The sequence below is a fragment of the Halopenitus salinus genome (assembly GCF_042662125.1).
Classification (GTDB): Archaea; Halobacteriota; Halobacteria; order Halobacteriales; family Haloferacaceae; genus Halopenitus; species Halopenitus salinus.
This window is the reverse complement of the sequence record NZ_JBHSXL010000009.1, coordinates 619,900-637,920: the sequence shown is the minus strand read 5'-3', so window position 1 is coordinate 637,920 and position 18,021 is coordinate 619,900. Positions and strand designations below refer to the sequence as shown.

The 18,021-nt window shown below is 69.0% G+C and carries 18 protein-coding genes; 7 read left to right on the top strand and 11 right to left on the bottom strand.

What is annotated here, in order from left to right; translation table 11 throughout:
• The first annotated feature begins 37 nt into the window (after nucleotides 1-37).
• A complete protein-coding gene (locus ACFQE9_RS12700; RefSeq protein WP_379745210.1) occupies nucleotides 38-3,157 on the top strand; it encodes an FAD-binding and (Fe-S)-binding domain-containing protein in 3,120 nt (1,039 codons plus the stop codon).
• A 27-nt stretch (nucleotides 3,158-3,184) separates the two neighbouring features.
• Here ACFQE9_RS12700 and ACFQE9_RS12695 read toward each other — a convergent pair whose 3' ends face one another.
• The 3 genes from ACFQE9_RS12695 to ACFQE9_RS12685 all read right to left on the bottom strand — a co-directional run bounded on the left by ACFQE9_RS12695 (nucleotide 3,185) and on the right by ACFQE9_RS12685 (nucleotide 5,134).
• Nucleotides 3,185-3,937 (bottom strand): DUF7289 family protein, encoded by a 753-nt coding sequence (locus ACFQE9_RS12695; protein WP_379745206.1) that lies wholly within the window; start codon nucleotides 3,935-3,937, stop codon nucleotides 3,185-3,187.
• Nucleotides 3,938-4,027: 90 nt separating this feature from the next.
• The gene (locus tag ACFQE9_RS12690) at nucleotides 4,028-4,939 is read right to left on the bottom strand and encodes a DUF5794 domain-containing protein (RefSeq protein ID WP_379745203.1); all 912 of its coding nucleotides are present in this window, start codon (nucleotides 4,937-4,939) and stop codon (nucleotides 4,028-4,030) included.
• Nucleotides 4,940-5,134: a hypothetical protein gene (locus tag ACFQE9_RS12685; RefSeq protein ID WP_379745200.1), complete on the bottom strand. Its 195-nt coding sequence runs from the start codon at nucleotides 5,132-5,134 to the stop codon at nucleotides 4,940-4,942.
• A gap of 365 nt (nucleotides 5,135-5,499) precedes the next feature.
• Here ACFQE9_RS12685 and guaB point away from each other — a divergent pair, with 365 nt between their 5' ends.
• Nucleotides 5,500-6,996, top strand: coding sequence for an IMP dehydrogenase (gene guaB, locus ACFQE9_RS12680; RefSeq protein WP_379745197.1), 1,497 nt, complete (start codon nucleotides 5,500-5,502; stop codon nucleotides 6,994-6,996).
• A 154-nt stretch (nucleotides 6,997-7,150) separates the two neighbouring features.
• Complete coding sequence (locus ACFQE9_RS12675) at nucleotides 7,151-7,762, top strand: response regulator transcription factor (RefSeq protein WP_379745194.1); 612 nt, start codon at nucleotides 7,151-7,153, stop codon at nucleotides 7,760-7,762.
• Nucleotides 7,763-7,814: 52 nt separating this feature from the next.
• On the opposite strand, the gene ACFQE9_RS12670 is transcribed toward ACFQE9_RS12675, so the two are convergent.
• The 5 genes from ACFQE9_RS12670 to ACFQE9_RS12650 form a co-directional block, all read right to left on the bottom strand.
• The gene (locus ACFQE9_RS12670) at nucleotides 7,815-8,708 is read right to left on the bottom strand and encodes a mechanosensitive ion channel family protein (RefSeq protein ID WP_379745191.1); all 894 of its coding nucleotides are present in this window, start codon (nucleotides 8,706-8,708) and stop codon (nucleotides 7,815-7,817) included.
• Entirely contained in the window at nucleotides 8,705-8,953 is a 249-nt protein-coding gene (locus ACFQE9_RS12665; RefSeq protein WP_379745188.1) for a YhbY family RNA-binding protein, read from the bottom strand. Before ACFQE9_RS12665 ends, ACFQE9_RS12670 begins: the two co-directional genes overlap by 4 nt.
• 80 nt (nucleotides 8,954-9,033) lie before the next feature.
• Nucleotides 9,034-9,312 (bottom strand): ribonuclease P protein component 4, encoded by a 279-nt coding sequence (locus tag ACFQE9_RS12660; RefSeq protein ID WP_379745185.1) that lies wholly within the window; start codon nucleotides 9,310-9,312, stop codon nucleotides 9,034-9,036.
• Between the two features lie 87 nt (nucleotides 9,313-9,399).
• The gene (locus ACFQE9_RS12655; RefSeq protein ID WP_379745182.1) at nucleotides 9,400-9,852 is read right to left on the bottom strand and encodes a hypothetical protein; all 453 of its coding nucleotides are present in this window, start codon (nucleotides 9,850-9,852) and stop codon (nucleotides 9,400-9,402) included.
• A gap of 79 nt (nucleotides 9,853-9,931) precedes the next feature.
• On the bottom strand, nucleotides 9,932-11,500 hold the full coding sequence (locus tag ACFQE9_RS12650) for a phosphohexomutase domain-containing protein (RefSeq protein ID WP_379745179.1): 1,569 nt from the start codon (nucleotides 11,498-11,500) through the stop codon (nucleotides 9,932-9,934).
• A 52-nt stretch (nucleotides 11,501-11,552) separates the two neighbouring features.
• On the opposite strand from ACFQE9_RS12650, the gene ACFQE9_RS12645 reads away from it, so the two are divergent.
• Nucleotides 11,553-11,912: an acylphosphatase gene (locus ACFQE9_RS12645; RefSeq protein WP_379745176.1), complete on the top strand. Its 360-nt coding sequence runs from the start codon at nucleotides 11,553-11,555 to the stop codon at nucleotides 11,910-11,912.
• 49 nt (nucleotides 11,913-11,961) lie between these two features.
• Here the strand turns inward: ACFQE9_RS12645 and ACFQE9_RS12640 are convergent, their stop codons facing one another.
• Entirely contained in the window at nucleotides 11,962-12,828 is an 867-nt protein-coding gene (locus ACFQE9_RS12640) for an RIO1 family regulatory kinase/ATPase domain-containing protein (RefSeq protein WP_379745173.1), read from the bottom strand.
• 146 nt (nucleotides 12,829-12,974) lie between these two features.
• Here ACFQE9_RS12640 and ACFQE9_RS12635 point away from each other — a divergent pair, with 146 nt between their 5' ends.
• Entirely contained in the window at nucleotides 12,975-14,117 is a 1,143-nt protein-coding gene (locus ACFQE9_RS12635; RefSeq protein ID WP_379745170.1) for an acyl-CoA dehydrogenase family protein, read from the top strand.
• Here the strand turns inward: ACFQE9_RS12635 and ACFQE9_RS12630 are convergent.
• Together ACFQE9_RS12630 and ACFQE9_RS12625 are read right to left on the bottom strand one after the other, a co-directional pair.
• Nucleotides 14,092-15,408 (bottom strand): MFS transporter, encoded by a 1,317-nt coding sequence (locus tag ACFQE9_RS12630; RefSeq protein WP_379745167.1) that lies wholly within the window; start codon nucleotides 15,406-15,408, stop codon nucleotides 14,092-14,094. The genes ACFQE9_RS12635 and ACFQE9_RS12630 overlap by 26 nt on opposite strands.
• Nucleotides 15,409-15,588: 180 nt before the next feature.
• Nucleotides 15,589-17,205, bottom strand: coding sequence for an HTTM domain-containing protein (locus ACFQE9_RS12625; protein ID WP_379745164.1), 1,617 nt, complete (start codon nucleotides 17,203-17,205; stop codon nucleotides 15,589-15,591).
• A gap of 115 nt (nucleotides 17,206-17,320) precedes the next feature.
• Here ACFQE9_RS12625 and ACFQE9_RS12620 point away from each other — a divergent pair, with 115 nt between their 5' ends.
• On the top strand, nucleotides 17,321-17,818 hold the full coding sequence (locus ACFQE9_RS12620; protein ID WP_379745161.1) for a metal-dependent hydrolase: 498 nt from the start codon (nucleotides 17,321-17,323) through the stop codon (nucleotides 17,816-17,818).
• Between the two features lie 43 nt (nucleotides 17,819-17,861).
• A complete protein-coding gene (locus tag ACFQE9_RS12615; RefSeq protein WP_379745158.1) occupies nucleotides 17,862-18,011 on the top strand; it encodes a DUF7557 family protein in 150 nt (49 codons plus the stop codon).
• Nucleotides 18,012-18,021: the final 10 nt, after the last annotated feature.

Here is an 18,021-nt window from a genome sequence, read left to right as displayed (position 1 = left end):
GAGCACGCTTTATGTCGCCGGAGTTCCACCCGGGCGTATGAGCAAACACGCGGACGGATCCACGGGGGAGGTGGACCCGCTCGTCGACGCGGACTTCGACTACCGGGGCGGCGAGCTCGAGCGACCGGAGCTGATGGAGGCGCTTTCGGCCCGCGTCGACGGCGAGGTCCGGTTCGACGCCTACACCCGACAGCTGTACGCCACCGACGCGTCCGCCTACGAGGTGACGCCGATCGGGGTGGTGTTGCCCCGGTCGACGGCGGACGTCGCCGCCGTCGTCTCCTACTGCTTCGAGGAGGGCGTTCCGGTCCTGCCGCGCGGCGGTGGAACCTCGCTGGCCGGCCAGACCGTCAACGAGGCGGTCGTGTTGGACCTCTCGCGACACATGGACGAGGTGCGGGAGATCGACGTCGAGGGGCGCACCGCGACCGTCGACGCCGGCGCGTACATCGGCGATCTCAACCGCGAGCTCGAGACGGACGAACTGAAGTTCGCGCCCGATCCCGCCTGGCGTGACAAGTCGGCGATCGGGGGAGCGATCGGCAACAACTCGACCGGATCGCACTCGCTCGTCTACGGCAAGACCGACCACTACGTCGAGGAGCTGGAGGTCGTCCTGGCCGACGGCACCGTGACCACCTTCGGCGAGGTCGCCGTCGAGGAGCTTCGCGAACGGGCGGACGAGGCGGAGGCTGCTCTCGAGAGAGCGGGCCCTCCGGACGACTCCGAGGTCGGGGAGAGGACGAGCGACGACGTCGATCTCGAGGCACGGATCGCCGCCGCGGTCGTCCGGATCATCGACGAGGAGGCCGAGGAGATCGACGCGCGCTTCCCGGAGCTGAAACGCAACGTCTCGGGGTACAACCTCGACCGCCTGCTCGCGGAGTACCGCGGCGAGTACGGCGACGAGGGGACCGTCAACCTCGGGCGACTGCTGGCGGGCAGCGAGGGGACGCTCGCGGTCGTGACCCGCGCGACCGTCTCCCTGGAGGAGGTTCCCGAGACGAAGGCGGTCGCGCTCTTGACCTACGGGAGCCTCGTGGACGCGATGGAGGACGTGGCCCCGATCCTCGAACACGATCCGGCCGCCGTCGAGGTGATGGACGACGTGCTGCTCGGACTGGCCGGGGACACGGAGAAGTTCGGCGACGTCGTCGGGATGTTGCCCGAGGGGACCGACTCCGCGCTCCTCGTGGAGTTCTACGCCGACGACGACGCCGAGGGACGCCGGAAGGTGGCCGACCTGATCGCCGACCGCGTTCCGGACGGCGACTCGGAGGCGGACCCGAGCGACGGCGCCGCCGGGATCACCGACGCGCCGCACAACGCGGTCGCGGCGATGGAGGCACACGACGAGTCGACCCGCGAGCGGTTCTGGAAGATGCGCAAGTCGGGGCTTCCGATCCTGCTCGGCCGGACCTCCGACGCCAAGCACATCTCCTTCATCGAGGACTGTGCGATCCCGCCCGAACACCTCCCGGAGTACGCACGCGAGTTCCAGCGCATCCTCGAGGACCACGGCACCTTCGCGGCCTTCTACGCGCACGCCGGTCCGGGCGTCCTACACGTTCGGCCGCTCATCGACACGAAGACCGTCGAGGGCGTAGAGACCATGGAGTCGATCGCCGAGGCCGTCTCCGACGTGGTCGTGAGCCTCGGCGGGTCGATCTCCGGCGAGCACGGCGACGGACGCGCGCGGACCCAGTGGAACCGGAAGCTCTACGGCGAGGACCTCTGGACCGCGTTCCGCGAGCTGAAGACCGCCTTCGATCCCGACTGGCTGTTGAACCCCGGCCAGGTGTGTGGCGACATCGACATGACCGAGAACCTCCGGTTTTCCCCCGAGTACGACTTCGAGGCCGGATTCGATCCGGCCCTCGAGTGGGCCAACGAGAACGGGATGCAGGGGATGGTGGAGCTGTGTCACGGCTGTGGCGGCTGTCGCGGTCCCCAGGAGACGACCGGGGGCGTGATGTGTCCGACCTACCGGGCCGCCGACGAGGAGATACAGGCGACCCGCGGACGCGCGAACATGCTCCGCGGGGCGATGTCCGGCGATCTCCCCGAGGACCCGACCGACGACGAGTTCGCGAACGAGGTCCTCGATCTGTGTATCGGCTGTAAGGGCTGTTCGAAGGACTGTCCGAGCGAGGTGGACATGGCGAAGCTGAAAGCCGAGGTGGCACACGCCCGCCACCAGGAGCACGGATCGAGCTTCCGGGACCGACTGTTCGCGAGCATCGAGACGCTCGCGCCGATCGGCTCGACCCTGGCGCCGATCGCGAACGCGCTTCCGAACCTCCCCGGCGCGAGCTGGGCGATGGAGAAGACGGTCGGGATCGCAAGCGAGCGCGACCTCCCCCGGTTCCGATCGGAGAGCCTGATCGACTGGTTCGAGGCACGCGGCGGCGCCGCCGTTCCGGTCGAGGAGGCCGCCCACCGCGTGTTCCTGCTGCCGGACGTCTACACGACCTACATGCACCCGGCCGCCGGAAAGGCCGCGATACGGGTCCTCGAGGCCGCCGACTGCCACGTCGCGATCCCCGACGTCGACGGGAGCGGCCGGCCGGCGTACTCGAAGGGGTTCATCGATCGCGCTCGCGAGACCGCGCGCGCGACCGTCGACGAACTCGATCCGTACCTCGAGGACGGCTGGAGCGTCGTGAGCGTCGAGCCCTCGGACGCGGTGATGCTGCAGTCGGACTACCTCGACATCCTCGGCAGCGACGACGAGTCGGTCGTCCGCGTCGCGGAGAACGCCTACGGGGTCTGTGAGTTCATCGACGTCCTCCGGCTGGACGAGGACCTCCCGCTCGAGGCGCCCGCCGAGAGCCTGGTCTACCACGGCCACTGCCACCAGAAGTCCACGACGAAGGACCACCACGCGGTCGGGGTCCTCCGACGGGCTGGGTATTCGGTCGACCCGCTCGATTCGACGTGTTGTGGGATGGCCGGGTCCTTCGGCTACGAGGCGGAACACCTCTCGATGAGCGAGTCGATCGGGGGAATTCTCGCCGAGCAGGTCGGCGACAGCTCCGGCGAGACGGTCGTCGCTCCCGGGGCGTCCTGTCGGTCGCAGCTCGACCACCTCGAGGTCGAGACCGACGGCGAGCCGCCCCATCCGATCGAGAAGGTCGCAAACGCGCTCGAGAAGTGAGGAGGCGCGCTCGGCGAGCCGGGAAGCCTACTCGAACGAGAACGTGATCGAGCCCTGATCGACCACGACGAACCGGTCGAGACCGTCGAGCTCGCACTCGACGCGATCGCGGTCGTCGTCCGCGAGGTCCGTCACCCCACAGGACAATCCCCGGTCGCCGTAGTAGGTTCTCCACGGTTCGGGATTGTGAGTCACGATCCACAGCTCCCGGCCGGTCGTGTTCTCGTAGACGTTCGACCCGATGTTGTCCGAGTTGCTCGTGTGTTCGGTTCGGACCTGGACCGTCCGATCGCCGCCGACGCCCGCGGGACCGCCGTTTTTGAACGCCACGTCCTGAAACAGCGCGCGATCGGCCCCGACGAACCCGGGGGGATCCTGAATCATGACGGCCCCGTCGCGACTTTCGCGGATCACGGCGCCGTTGACGAACCGGATCGATTCGTCGTCGACCGCGAAGACGATGGACGTCACGCTCCAGGAGGCGGTCGTGTTGCCGTCGCCGTCGCGGACCTCGAACTCGACGTCGTCGCCGGCGCGCATGTCCGCGCCCGAAAGCCGGATCTGGGTCGACCGCGAGGGCGTGCCGGCCAGCACGTCTCGGTAGTTCTCCGCGAGGACGTCGAAGGCGCGCTCGGCGTTCGTCACCCGCTCCGTGTCGCGGGCGTCCTGGAGGCCGCCGAGCCCGACGGTGAAGACGATCCCGACGGAGGCGACCACGAGCGAGAAGACGAGCACGAACCCGATCACCTCGCTCACCCCCCGTCGATCCTCGCGGAACATACGGAGTCGAACAGCCCCCGTCCCAATAAGCATGTCCTCGGGCGGGCCGTCCTGTGGAGCGGACCGTGCGTGGAGCGGACCGTCCCGTGCTCACAGCCAGGGCGCGCGGGTCGCGCCCTCGTCGACCGGGTCAGGGTCCGTCTCCGCACGGGAGGGCTCGACGTCGGCCTCGGGTCCCGTCACGGACGCGTCGTCTCCGCTCGGGATCTCGGACGTCCCGTCCTCGTTCGTTTGGTCCTCGGCGGACGCGGCGGGCGTCGACGTCTCGACGGTATCCGTCGGGTCGTACGCGAACAGGGCGGTGACGACGAGCACCGCGAGCGCGATGGGCGCGTCCGTCTCGAGCAGGCCGAGGATCGGCAACGCGAGCACGCCGAGCGCGACAGCGGAGCCGAACCGAAAGCGGTCGATGTCCACCTGTCCGCGGAGTCGAGGCGCCGCCAGAGCGACGGCGAGCGCGAACGCGACGCCGACCGCGGCGGCCGCGGCGCCACGGACGACGACCTCGGGGTCGCTCGAGAACGCCACCTCGGCGCCCGCCGGCGAGACGCTCGCGACGAGCCCGAGCGCGATGATCACGCTGGGGTTCGGTAACACGTCCCCGACCTTCGAGGAGGCCGTCTTCGCGGCCACGGTGAGTATCACGAGGCCCGCGAACCGCTGGAAGACCGCCAGATCGAGCAGTCCGGCGATCGTCGGCGCGATCGCGGCCTGAAGCGCGGCGACCGGAACGACGAGCGCGCCGATCGCGAGCACCGACCGGACCTGCTCGCGTCTGGTTCCGTCCATCTCGGCGAGGATGACCGCCATGGTCGCGGAGCCGCCGAAGATCAACAGTCCGGTCTCGACGACGCCGACGAACGTCGAGAGGGCGCCGGCCAACACGAGCGCCGGGAAGATCCCGTCGATGAGCGGAAGCGCCATCACGGTGGCGAGCAGTCTGGTCGCGCCGCCGACGCGCTCCTCGAGACGGAGCGCGACCGGGTGCCTGGAGACGCTCATTCAGGCCGGCACGCCCTCACCGTCGGGCAAACGGCGGTGTCCGGACGGGCCACGATAGCCGCGGCGCACGCGCGTGGCGTCGAGTCCGGAGCGGTCCGTGCAGTCCCCAGTAACAGTAAATGTAAATGTGCCGGGCTTCGCGAACGCGATCGGCCGTCCGGCAACACTCACACTGGCGGGACTGTCGGAGTCCATACTCGTAGTTACAGATGGATCGCTGATAAACGTTGTGCGACCCGCATTCACATACCGATCCTCGATCGCGATCGTTCGCGTGTGATCGGGGGGTTTCGTGGACGTTTTCGATCGTTCGTCCGCCTCGATGTCCGGCGAACGACGGAGTCATTCGATCGCGACGCCATCGGGACCACCCGAACCCGCGATCGGCCACGGAGGGTGGCGGAGGTCGAGCCACGGAAGTCGACCCACGAAGGTCAAGCCACGGCGGTCGCTTCACGGATCGATCCACGAAGCTGGTCATTCATCGTCGTCGGTTGGCAATCGGATACACGACGGTGACGACTCGCAACGTTTTTGCTGGCGACGCAACGACGATTTATATGGCGAAGGATTCTCCCACCGGCGGCCCGTTCTCCGAGAAGCTCCGCGTCCCGGAGGCGTTGACCTTCGACGACGTCCTCTTGCGACCCAAGGAAAGTCGGGTCGAGCCCGACGAGGCGGACGTCTCCTCGCGCGTCTCGCGAAACGTGGAGATCAACGTCCCCGTCCTCTCCGCGGCGATGGACACCGTCACGGAGGCCGAACTCGCGATCGCGATGGCTCGCGAGGGGGGACTCGGCGTGCTCCACCGCAACATGACCGTCGAGGAGACGGCGGCGGCAGTAGAGCAGGTCAAACGCGCACACGAACTCGTCATCCGCCGGGAGGACGTCGTGACGGTGACCCCGGAGATGACCGTTCGCGAGGCGGACGCGACGATGGAACGCGAGGGCGTCTCCGGCGCCCCGGTCGTCGACGACGACGACGTCGTCCTCGGCATCATCTCGGGAACGGACATCCGTCCCTACCTCGAGGTCGGCGAGGAGGACGCCGTCCGCGAGGCGATGACCGACGAGGTCATCACGGCCGACGAGGACGTGACCGCCAGGGAGGCGCTGGAGCTGATGTACGACCACAAGATCGAGCGCGTCCCGGTCGTCGACGAGGACGACAGGCTCGTCGGCCTCGTGACGATGCAGGGCGTCCTCCAGCGCCGCGAGCACGAACAGGCCGCCCGCGACGCGGAGGGCCGTCTGATCGCCGGCGTCGCCGTCGGGCCCTTCGAGGAGGACCGCGCCGTGGCCGCGGACGAGGCCGGAGCGGACGTGCTGTTCATCGACTGCGCGCACGCACACAACATGAACGTGCTCGATTCGGCGCGGGCGATCGGCGAGACGGTGGACGCCGACGTGGTCGTCGGAAACGTCGGGACGCGCGAGGCGGCCGAGGCCGCCGTCGACTTCGCGGACGGGCTCAAGGTCGGCATCGGACCGGGATCGATCTGTACCACCCGCGTCGTCTCCGGCGCCGGGATGCCCCAGATCACGGCGGTCTCGGAGGTCGCGGACGTCGCCTCGGAGGAGGACGTCCCCGTCATCGCCGACGGAGGGATCCGCTATTCGGGCGACGCGATCAAGGCGATCGCCGCCGGCGCGGACGCCGTCATGCTCGGGTCCTACTTCGCGGGCACCGACGAGGCGCCGGGGCGCGTGATCACGATGAACGGCAAGAAGTACAAGCAGTACCGCGGGATGGGCTCGGTCGGCGCGATGCAGTCCGGCGGCGGCGACCGATACCTCAAGGACGCCGACGAGGACGAGGACTTCGTCCCCGAGGGCGTCGAGGCCGCGACGCCCTACAAGGGCTCTCTCGCCTCCGAGCTCTACCAGCTCGTCGGCGGGATGCGCTCCGGGATGGGATACGTCGGCGCCGAGACGATCCCGGGCGTGAAGGAGCGCGCCGAGTTCGTCCGCGTCTCCGCCGCGGGCCAGACCGAGGGCCACCCGCACGACGTGATGATCACGGACGAGGCGCCGAACTACAGCCCGCAGGAGTGATCGCGGCCTCTCGAGACGCGATCCGTACTCGACGGCGCCCGGAGCCATCCCCCCGATCGGGAGAAACCAGCGAAACCGATCCACAAGGGGTATTTTGATATGCAAAGACGACACAACCTTCGAGCAAGCGACTCTGTCGCCAACTCGATGACCCATGAGTGAGGAACCCCCGCTCGTCCTCGTGGTCGAGGACGAACCTGATCTGGCGGATCTATACGCCGCGTGGCTCGGCGACGAGTACCGCGTCCGAACTGCCTACGGCGGCCAGGAGGCGCTCGACGCCCTCTCGGAGGACATCGACGTGATCCTCCTGGATCGACGAATGCCCGGACTCTCCGGAGACGAGGTGTTGGAGACGGTCCGCGAGCGCGGGATCGACTGTCGGGTTGCGATGGTGACGGCCGTCGAGCCGGATTTCGACATCGTCGAGATGGGGTTCGACGACTACCTGGTGAAGCCGGTCACGAAGGAGGCCCTCCGGGAGACCGTCGAGGAGCTCAACCGCCGCAGCCAGTACGACGCGGGGGTTCAGGAGTTCTTCTCTCTGGCCTCGAAGCGGGCCGTCCTCGAGTCCGAGAAGGGACGAGCAACCCTCGAGGAGAGCGAGGAGTACGACGAACTCACAGAGCGTCTCGACGAGCTCAAAGGCTCGCTCGACGAGGCGATCACGAGCATGGACAGCCACGCGGACTTCGAGAACCTCTTTCGGGAGTTCCGGACGGACGCGGACGTCCCCGAGGACGTCGGCGATCCCGACGACGGTTGATCCGCCGCCCGGCGAGATTCGGGTCGTCCTGTGACGCGTCGGCGAACCGTGATCAGGGATCGCCGCCGAAGGAAACCGGGTCCTCCCAGGCGTCGCGGCCGGAGACGGTCCGCTGGGGGAACGGGATCGAGATGCCGGCCTCGTCGAACCGCTCCTTGACCGACTGGACGTACTCGGCGCGCGTCCTCACGAAGTCGGCCCGCGAGGGATTCGCGATCCAGACGCGCGATTGGAGCCCGACGTAGGAGTCCGCGAGTTCGTTCAGTCGGACCGACGGCGCGGGGTCCTCGAGGATCTCCGCGTGCGCCTCCGCCTCCTCGACGATGATCTCGGTGGCGCGGTCGATGTCGTCCTCGTAGTCGATGCCGAAGACGAACTTGAGCCGGAGGGTGTCCTTCGCGACCGGATTCTTGACGACGCCGTTCGTCAACTCGTAGTTCGGGACGGTGAGAAGCTCGTTGTCGAAGGTTCGAACGCGAGTGACGCGAAACGAGATGTCCTCGACGACGCCGGAGTTTCCGTTCCACTCGATCCAGTCGCCGATCCGGAAGGGTCTGTCCGTGTAGATGAAGACGCCGGCGACGAAGTTCCGGATCACCTCCTGAAGCGCGAAGCCGACCGCGAGCGTGGCCGCGGCGGCGATCGTCGCGAGCGACTGCAGGAAGCTCCCGTAGCCCGCGAGGCCGAAGGCCACCGCGATCCCGGCGAAGATCACGACGATCGAGGCGATCTTGTTCAGCGGACGTCGCGCGTGCTCCTCGAGTCCGCGTCTGTCGAGGACCCGCTCGACGATCGGGGTCAAAAGCGTCCGGTTGATCACGAGCACCGCGAGAACCACGGCCAGAAAGACGATCGCCGAGGTGACCGTCCCCGCGAACTCCACGCCGAGAAACGGCGTCAACGCGTCCTGGACCGGCTGGATCTGTGCTACCGCCGGGACGTTCATCGATGGTACACTGCCGTGTTTCCGCGCGTCTCGACGAGGTCCGCCTCGACCGCCGTCGCGAGCTCGTCGGCCAGTTCCTCGACGGTGGTCCCGCCGCGGGCCGACCGGAGGAACTTCACCTTCACGAGCTTGCGGTCCTCGAGTTGGTCCGACAGCTCGTCGATCACGGCCTCGATCCCCGCCTTGCCGACCCAGACCGTGACGTCCACGTCGTGGGCCTCCTTGCGCAGTTCCTGGTCCGACATGTAACCATCGACGGGGCGACGCTAGTTGAAACTTGAGAATCGCGGGCGTATCGCGACGCCACACAAAGCGTCCCGAACCGTCACGAGAACGGATACCGATGTGTCGCACCGCACTCGAGACAGCGCACGACGACGCGGCCGGGACGAGTCCGGACCCGCGCGGTGACGCTCGGACGGAGGTAGACGTCACAGGAGTCACAGGTACGGCGTTCGAACTCCCGGGGAACGGGACACCGGTTTCGCTCCGCGATTCGGCGCGCGCGCCGAACGAGTTCGCGCGAACGATCGAGTTCCTCGAGGACGACCGCCTCCCGCGCGAGCGTCAACAGCCGGTCGATGCGCTCCTCGGGAATCCCCATACAGCATGGCCGACGCCTCGATTCAAAGGCGTTGCGAAGCGTCGGAGTCGATCGGACCCCGCGTGGCGGTCCGCGCCGGAAGCCGCCTCAGTCGTCCTCGAGCGCCTGCGCGATCCGCTGCAGCTGCCGGGTGGCGTCGCGAACCTCGTCGCGCAGCTGTCGGACCTCGCGAACGAGCTCCTCGTTGCCGGCACCCTCGTCTCCGCCTCGCTCGTCGGGACGTCCGCCGGGGCCGCCGCCCATGCCGCCCGGTCCGCCCGGACCGCCGCCCATCATGCCCGACATCATCTGTGCGAACGGGTTGCCGCCGCCTCCGCCCATGCCGCCCGGCCCGCCCGGACCGCCGCCCATCATCTCCTCGGGACTCGGGCGTTCGCCCTCGCCCTCGCCCTCCTCACGCTCCTGCTCGCGGCGCTCGCGGATCTCCTCGACGCGTTCGCGGAAGGACTTCTCCTCGTCGGATCCCTCGCTCGGGTCCTGCGCCGATCCGTTTGAGTCGCCCACTTCCTCGCCGCCGTCGGCCGGTTCGTCGTCTGCCATACCCGCGCTTCGTGTTCGCGTCCGAAAAGGGTTGTTGCTCGTGACCGACCGATGCTGAACGCGCTCCGAGACCCGACCTTCAGGCGTCGTCGGCTCGATCGATCGCTTCCCCGACGACCGACCGAGCCTGTTCGACGAGCGCGTCCACGTCGTCGCTTTCCGCGTACAGCCGGACGTACGGTTCGGTTCCGGAGGGACGCACGAGCAGCCAGCTCGCGTCCGGGAACTCGAGGCGGACGCCGTGTTCACTCGAGACGGAGGCCTCCGGGAAGGCCTCCGGAAGCGCGCCCTCGAGGCGAGCCATCGCGGTGGACTTGCGGGCGTCGGGACACTCGAGACTCACCTTGCGGTAGGGGCGTTCCGTCACGGGCTCGCGGAGGGCATCGAGTCCCGATTCCGCGACGAGCCGCGCGAGCACCGCGGCCGAGCAGACGCCGTCCATCCACTCGCCGAAGCCGACGTGGGTGTGTTTCCACGGCTCGGCGGCGAAGACGACCCGGGTCGAGCGGGGCTCGTTCGCGTCACGGTCGGATTCACGGTCCGGATCGGGATCCCCGCCGGGTCGTGCGTCCGCCTCCGCACGAACTCGGGCGATCCCCTCGTGGAGCGCGCCGAGCCGGACCCGCTCCGTCCGGCCGCCGGCCGCACGAACCCGCTCGTCGATCCGCCCGGAGGCGTTCGGGGTCGTCACGACCACCGGATCGTCCGCGTCGCTCGCTCGCGTGTAGCGCTCCGCGAGGATCGCGAGCACGGTGTCCTCGTGGACGATCTCGCCGTCCGCGTCGACGATCACGATCCGGTCCGCGTCGCCGTCGTGGGCGATTCCGAAGGCGAACCCCTCCGTATCCTCGCCGCCGTCCGGGGATCGTCCGGGCTCGTCGATACCCTCGTTGGCGTCCGCGATGAACTCCCGGAGGTCGGTTATGGTCTCCGGGGTCGGCTTGCTCCCGCGTCCCGGGAAGTGGCCGTCCACGTTCGCGTTGAGCGTCACCACCTCGGCCCCGAGCGCGCCGAGCACCTGCGGGGTCGCGAGCGAGGCCATGCCGTTGCCGCAGTCGACGACGATCCGAAGCCCGTCGGCCGGGACCCCGAACCCGCGAGCGTACTCCGCGACCGCCGACCGGTAGTCGGAGAGGACCTCGATCGACTCGGGGGTCGTCCACCGGTCCCACTCGGCCGGCTCGCCGTTCCCCGCGACGCGCTCTTCGACCGCCGTCTCCAGGTCGCGGTCGAACTCGACGCCGTTCCGGAAGAGCTTGATCCCGTTGTCGGCCGGCGGGTTGTGCGAGGCGGTGAAGGCGATCCCGTAGCGATCGCGGGCAGCGTACGCGAGCGCCGGGGTCGGAAGGACGCCCGCGCGACGCACCTCTGCACCCGCGGAACTCGCGCCGGCGGCGGCCGCGTCCGCGAGCGCCGGGCCCGTGACGCGCCCGTCCCTGGCGATCACGATCTCCGGTAGATCCGGCGCCTCCGTCCGCTCCGACGCCCTCGACGCTTCCGCCGCTGCCGTCGATGCCGTCGATCCCCCTGACCGCTCGCGTTCCTCGGCCACCTCGCGTGCCACGGCTCGGCCGACCGCGAGCGCGAGATCCGGCGTCACTCGCGTTTCGGCGGCGCCGCGGATCCCCGCGGTTCCAAAGAGGTCCATACACCTCCTCGGTCGTCGCCGGGTATATATCTCGGCCGTTCGTTGCGCGCGTATGGACACCGGATCCGCAGGGGGATCAAGGACTGAAGGGGGATCAAAGGAGGAATCGACGGACGTCCCGAAAGACGGCCCCGACACGGACCGCGTTCGCGCACACGTTCACGTCTCCGGACGCGTACAGGGCGTCTACTACCGGGCGACGACGCGAGATACCGCCCACGATCGCGACGTCGACGGATGGGTTCGGAACCTGGATGACGGACGCGTCGAGGCCGTCTTCGAGGGGGACCCGGACGCCGTCGAGGCGATGATCGAGTGGTGTCACGCCGGCAGTCCGGCGGCGTCCGTCGACGACGTGAGCGTCGAACGCGAGGACCCGCAGGGTATCGAGGGGTTCGAGATCCGCCGGTGAGAGCCCGAACCGGGCCGGGCCACGGTGGAGGAGATGATTGTTGAGGGAATCACTGTGGAGGGGTTCCGGTCGTATCGCCGCCACGTCCCTCGAACCGCTCTCCGGCTCCTCCGGGATCCGCGGTCGCACGCTTTTCGATCTCGCCTTTCAGCCCGGTCGCGTCGAAGTCGTGGTCCGGCCGGATCGAGACGAAATCGAGGAAGCGTCGGGCCGAAAGCAGCTCCTCGGGCGTGTAGACCGAAAGCGCCGCCTCGACGGCCCGTCGCGATCCGATGAGCGGCTCGAGGGACGCGAGCGCGCTCGCCAGGTCGTAGGCACGCGCGTCCTCGCGGGCCTCGCCGTCGACGTTCGTCGCGTCGATGAAGTGGAGCACGCCGTCGAGGATCAACACGTTCTCCGCACGGAGATCGCCGTGTGCGAGGCCGGCGTCGTGGAGGACCGAGAGCGCGGCGAACAGCTCCGGGGCCAGCTCGCGTTCGCGTTCCTCGTCGAGCTCGTCGAGGGGACGGAACTCCGGGAGGTACTCCGAGACGAGAACGCCCATGCCGTCGATCTCGACGGCCTCGATCGGCTCGGGGGCGTTCACCCCCAGCTCGCGCATCCGTTCGGTCGCCTCGAGTTCGTGTCGCGCCATCTCGTAGGGCGTCTCGAAGCGCTCGAAGAAGCCCTCGGTTCCCGAGGAGAAGGCCCCCAGGTTTCGGCCGGTGGTAAAGAGCGCGTGGACGAGCGTGTTCTGGCGCGTGATCACCTTCACGAACAGGTCGTCGTCGAGCACCATCGGCGTCGACAGCCAGTTGTCGGCGTCCAGAAACCGGACGTGGACCTCCTCGCGACCGTATCGCTCGGCGAGTTCGGCGACGACTCGTTCGATGTCGGGCCAATCGATCCGGCCACGCACGAGTCGTCGAAGCTCCATACGCCGCCAACGGCTCCGAGGCGGATAAATTGTCGTTCCGGCGGACCGCGGACCTCGACGGTCGCGACTCCGGGTCTCCCACGGTCCGGTCTCGAGATCCGCGGTCCGCCGCGTGATTTATGGGACCGCTCGACCCAGAGGCACCCATGGACTTCGAGTTGCCCGCCGAACACCGGATGATCCGCGAGACGGTACGGGAGTTCTGCGAGGCCGAGATCGCACCCATCGCCCAGGAGATCGAGGAGGAGGCCCGCTTCCCCGAGGAGATCTTCTCGCGGCTCGCGGACCTGGACGTGATGGGCGTCCCGATCGACGAGGCGTACGGCGGACTCGGCGGCGACCAGCTGCTGTACGCGCTCGTCGTCGAGGAGCTGGGCCGCGTTTCGGGCGGGATCGGCCTGTCGTATGCGGCCCACGTCTCGCTCGGCGCGAAGCCGATAGAGCGGTTCGGGACCGACGAACAGCGCGAGCGTTGGCTGCGCCCGCTCGCGGAGGGCGAAGGGATCGGCGCCTGGGCGCTCACGGAGCCCGAAAGCGGGTCGGACGCGGCATCGATGGCGACCACGGCCGAGCCCGACGGCGACGGATACCTGTTGAACGGCACGAAGCAGTTCATCACGAACGCGACCGTCGCGAACTCCGTGCTCGTGAAGGCCGTCACCGACCCGGAGGCGGGCGAGGACGGAATCTCGACGTTCATCCTCGATCCCGACGCCGACGACGGCTTCGAGGTGACGGAGGTCTGGAAGAAGATGGGACTCAACTGCTCGCCCACCTGCGAGGTGGTCCTCGACGACGTCCACGTCCCGGCCGATCGCCTCCTCGGCGAGGCGGGCGACGGGTGGGCACAGACCATGGAGACGCTCGACGGCGGTCGGATATCCATCGCCGCGCTCTCGACGGGGCTCGCCCGGGGCGCCTACGAGGCCGCATCGGAGTACGCCGGCGAGCGCGAGCAGTTCGGGCAACCGATCGCGAAGTTCGACGCGGTCCGCGACATGATCGTGGAGATGCATCGGCGGATCGAGCGCGCGCGCCTCCTCACCCGCGAGGCGGCCTGGCGGTGCGACGAGGGGAAACCCGTGACGCGGGCGTCCGCGCTCGCGAAGCTCGACGCCAGCGAGGCGGCCCGCGAGGTCGCAGAGGACGCGGTGCAGGTGCTCGGCGGCTACGGCTACACGGAGGAGTTCGCCCCACAGCGGTTCTACCGCGACGCGAAGCTGATGGAGATCGGCGAGGGGACGAGCCAGATCCAGCGGCTCATCATCGGCCGCGAGCTGGGACTTTGAGGTCGCCCGGGAAGGTCCCGACCACCACGACGAGTCCGACGGCGACGACGAGCCCAGCCCAGACGAACGCGATCCGATACCCCACGGCCGCGGCGAGCGCGCCGCCCGCGGCGCTGCCGAAGCCCGTTCCGACTCCCGCGAGCGCGGTGTAGGCCCCGAGCGCGTAGCCCCGCGTATCGCCCGCGGTCAGCCGGGTCACGATCCCGGTCGCCGTCACGGCTATCATCGCCCAGGTGACCCCGATGAGCAGAAATGCGGGGGCGATCGCCGCCAGCGAGACGGCCGGAAACGCGACCCCGACGAACGCGACGCCCGGGAACAGCGCCACCCGACCGGCCAGCGCGAGCGCCTGGATCCGGTAGGGACCGTAGGTTCCGACGAGCCGTCCCACCGGCATATAGCAAACGGCGCTGGCGGCGTTCGCGAGAAGGAACGCCACGAAGACGGTTTGGGTTGCGAAGCCGGCTTGGGTCAGATACGCGGGCATCGGCCCCCAAAAGACCGCGAACCCGACCGAAAAGAGCGTGGCGGCGAGCAGGTATCGACGAAGCGACCGGTCGAACCCCGACGCCGGACGACGGCCGCGCCGTCTCGCGTTGAGCCACTCGCGGACCGACCAGTAGAGCCGCGTCGACCCGTAGGGTGCCGATCGAATGAAGCGGCCGGCGCCCCACTCGCGCCGTTCCAGCCGATGGAAGACGCGGTCGAATCGCTCCATGCTCGTGGTCGGCGCCGCCGGGTACCACCGGATCGTCGCGAGGAAGGCGAGGCCGGCCGTGGCGGCGAGCAGGTAGAAGAGCGGCTCCTGGGTCGACGCGCCGGGGCGGAGCCGCGTGGCGGCGGCCGTCCAGACGGTGCCGACGACGAGCCCCGCGACCCAGCCGTACCCCTGGACCGCGTTGAGTCGGGCGATCCGCGCGTCCCACTCCGCGTCCGGTACGCCCTCGATCGCGATCAGATTCAACACGGGGGCGGCCGCGGAGACGACGAACCACAACGCGGCGTTGGCGACCAACAGCGTCCACGGCGAGCTCGCGAGCGGAACGACCGCGAGCACGGCGGCGACCGACCCGAGCGCGATCAGGATCAGGGGTCGCCGTCGGCCGGTGCGAGCCGCCAGTCGCCCCCACGCGATCGCGCCCGGCACCCCGGCGAACGCGGCGGTCGAGGCCATGAGTCCGACGAGGAACGCGCCGGCACCGAGTTCGATCGCCCGGAGCGGGAGGGAGAGCGAGGCCGCGCCGACCGCGGCGTAGCCGGTCCCCCACGCGTTGAGCCACCGTTCTCTCACGTGCCGAACCTCCGGTCGATCACTCACGGAGGATCCGTGCCAGGGACCTAAAGTCGTTCGTCGCCGCGTTGAGCGCGCTCGCTTAGCGTACTCGCCGTCCCACCTCTCGCAGTCGTCGTCTCCTCAAGCGCTGTCGCCGTCTCACCTCGCAAGACGCTACCGACGCCGTCTCGCTAATCGCTACCCACTACACTCGTGGGTCACGAGTTCGTTCGTGCCGGTCTCCGTCGATCGCTCCGGCCAGACCTGCTGTTCGACGTAGGTGATACGCACGGTCTCGACTCGCCGTCCGGTCCGGTCCTCGATCCGGTCACAAAAGTGCGCCGCGGTCGAGCCCGAGACAGTCGGGTCGTCCTCGACGGCGATCGCGATCATGTACTTGCGCCACCGCGCGGAGGGGTGGGTCGCGGCGACGTCGGGGGGCGGATCGGTCGTGACCGACGCCCGTCCGAATCCGTCGAACCGCTCGCCGTCCGTCGCGGTCCCCTCGATCACGAACCAGCGATCGACGCCCGAAGGATCGGGCGCGAACATCTCCCACCCGTGTTCGGCCGGATCGATCCCGCCGCCCCCGAGGTCGACGTAACCGAGTGCGGCCGCGTTCCACGCCAGCGACCCGACGAGCAGGCAGGCGACGAGGGCCGTCGGAACGGCCCGGAGAAGACGGCTACCGGTCGACGGTCGTGGGTCGGTCGTGGATCCACCGATTCGTTCTTTCGATGCGTTCCCTCCGGCCTTCGATCGGTGAATCGGGAGGCGGGAACCAGCCGGTCCCACCACTCGGTCGAGGAACCCCCCGACGCGATCGAGGAGTCCCTCGACCCGGTCCCAGACGCCGGGACCGAGGAAGACGAGCAGCGAGACGACGGACACGAGCGGGAAGATCGCGATCGCCATCGTCACCGTCATGCCGAGGTGGCCGCCGGCGATGCCCGCGGCGAGGAGGGTCCGAAGGCGCCCGGTCGAGAGGACGAGAAGCGGCGACGCGAGGAGCAGGCCGAGCCAGAGGTAGTTGATGGCGACGAGGAGCGGTGGCACCTCGGCGATCCGGGGTCCGAGGAGGATCGTGAACTGGTCCATGCTGAAGGCGATCGCGGCACCCTCGCCCGCGATCCAGTGATCGCCGCGGAGTTTGAATATCGCGTTCGAGACGTACACGAGCGTGACGTGAACGAGGAGGGTGGCCGTCGCGAGAGACGCGACGGCCACCCTGTCGCGATCGACGACGCCGTCTTCATCGCGATCCCCACCGACATCCGCGAGCTCGTGAGGCCCCTCGCCGCCGCGCCCGCTTCGAGTCCGCTCCAGAAGCGAATCGACCGACCATCGCGACCCGGTGGGCAGGAAGATCGACAACAGGAGCAGCTGCCACAGGAGCAGGTCGCCGGAGTTGAGCACGAACGGGTTTCGCGCCTGGAGCGACAGCGCCAGCGCGAGCGAGACGAGCGCGGCGATCCGTGTCCGGTAGCCGACGAGCAGCGCGGCCGCCGCGATCGCCGCCAGCACGAACAGCCCCGTAACGCCGGCAGTCCCTGCGAGTGATTCGGCGTGAACGTGAAGCGAGTAGCGCGCGAGGGGCGGATACGCGCTCGCGAGCGCCTCGCGCGAGAGCACTCCCGACTCCGTGTAGTGCGCCGAAAGCGCCCGGCTCCGCAACAGCAGGTCGAGCAGGATCACGGTCCCGAGCCCGATCCGGAACGCCGCGAGCGCGCGCCGGTCGATTCCGGCTCGGCGACGGACCGCGGTTCGGATCCGGTCGAGTGGGGGACCGAGGCGGCGACCGGGGAGACGAACCATCCTGTCGCGAACTATCGCGCTCCCGTGGATAGGCTTTGTGGAGCCGGGTCGTCTCGGCGCCCATCGGGGCGTCGAAACCCGACCGCTTTTCGTTCCCGAACCCGGAGCGGGAGGCGTGTACCGAACGGGCCACCTCGGCGTCTCGATCGCCGTCTACGCGCCGATCGGAGCGGGACTGCTCGTCGTGGGCGCCGACACGCTCGCGGTGTTCGCCGGCGCCGTGATGTGCTGGTTCACGATGCTGCCGGACGTCGACCACCGGCTCCCGATCGTTCCCCATCGCGGGCCGACACACAGCCTCGCGTTCGCCCTCCTCGCCGGCGGCGTGGGGGCGGCGGCGGGGACGATCGCCGCCTCGCAGCTGGGCGTCGTCGCCGCGGTCGGTCTCGGCGCGTTCGGGTTCGTCGTCGGGTTCGTTACCATCCTCGCGCACCTGCTCGCGGACGCGATGACGCCCGCCGGCGTGCCGTTTCTGTGGCCGCTTTCGGGTCGGACCCACTCGCTTTACTTGTGGCGTGCGGACAACGCGATCGCGAACTACGGACTCCTTGCGGCGGGCGTCGTGACCGCGATCGGCGTCTTCACCGCCGCTGCTCGACTGGTCGGATTCTGATCGTTTCCGATCACTTATGCCCGCTCCCGGCGAAGGGACGGGTATGCCCCAGATCCACCTCGACGAGGAGACGATCGCGCGGCTCGACGGGCTCCGCGTCGACGACGAGGAGTACGACGACCTGATCAACGAGCTGATCAACATCTACGAGGCCGAGGAGCTGACGCTGTTTCACAGCGGCGACGCGGAGTGAGGTCGAAAGC